Genomic DNA, 991 nt, shown 5'->3' on the forward strand with positions numbered 1-991 from the left:
ATTCAGGACGAGGCCAGGCGGCGCGCCGATATCTTTGGCAATGTCCGCAGGCTTGCGGCCATGCGCGAGGAGTTCTTCGCGCAGCCAGTCGGCCGGGCAGAGAAACTCGCCGGCGAAAATATCGGCTTGGACTTCCTTGCGCTCGCTCGGCGAATAGCCCTCCACGCGGCCCGCGCCTGAATCGATCGGATCGCCGCCAAGGCCAGGCGCGATGGCGGTCACTTCGTTGCGGGGATCGCGGTGGAGTTTGTAGTGACCGAGTTCATGCGCGGTCACCACGGCTTCGTTTTCCGGGCTCTGGCCGCTCGCGACGTTGATTATCTTCGAAGGGCGGTCGAGAAATCCATAAACACCTTTGCTCACGACCGTGCCCGGCGCGTAATGGGTGAGCTGAAGGTCTTCGTCTTCCAGCGCAGCCGCGAGCAGCGCAGGTGCCTTACGGACGCCCTTGGACTTCAAGAGGGCCTGGCGGTGACATTCGCGCGCCTTGAGCCGGATATCCCGCCAAGCGTCCATGCCTTAGTCCTCTCCAAGCCAATAGTGTTTTTCATCCTCCGACATGGAGCTGGCCTGAATGACCTCAGCATAGGATCGCGTATTGATGGTGGGCGCTTCATCCGCCTTGGCGTGGCCCAATCGCCGGGGCCCCGCCAAGAGATCGGTTACCACGCGCTCAAGCCAAGCGGCGCTCATGCCGAGTACGTCCGTGAGCGCATCCGTCAAACGCCGGCCCAACGGCAAGCGCATGCGGCCGGCATTCAGCTCGGCCAGAACCATGCGATCGATGTTGATACAGCGCGCAAGCCGCGGAATATCGAAGCCGGCCGCCGACACGGCATGGGGCCATGTCTTTTCAGAAACGTTCTGGGCGGCAGCGGCTTCTTGACGCGCGCTGTGAAGCAGATTCAGGGCATGGCTGCGCCCGCGCGCAAGCATGCTCTCGTCGGGCTCGTCGCCGGGCTCGTCGGACTCCGAAGACCACTGCGTGCGC

Annotated in this window: 2 protein-coding genes; both read right to left on the bottom strand. The window is 63.4% G+C overall.

The features are described 5' to 3' along the window. The coding region (locus JHD07_RS37335; protein WP_291631295.1) for an ImmA/IrrE family metallo-endopeptidase at positions 1-516 on the bottom strand (516 nt) is incomplete at its 3' end. Between the two features lie 3 nt (positions 517-519). Continuing rightward, the coding region (locus JHD07_RS37340; RefSeq protein ID WP_291631298.1) for a hypothetical protein at positions 520-991 on the bottom strand (472 nt) is incomplete at its 5' end.

Origin of the sequence: Bradyrhizobium sp., from assembly GCF_016462955.1 — a bacterium.
Taxonomy (GTDB): Bacteria; Pseudomonadota; Alphaproteobacteria; order Rhizobiales; family Xanthobacteraceae; genus Bradyrhizobium.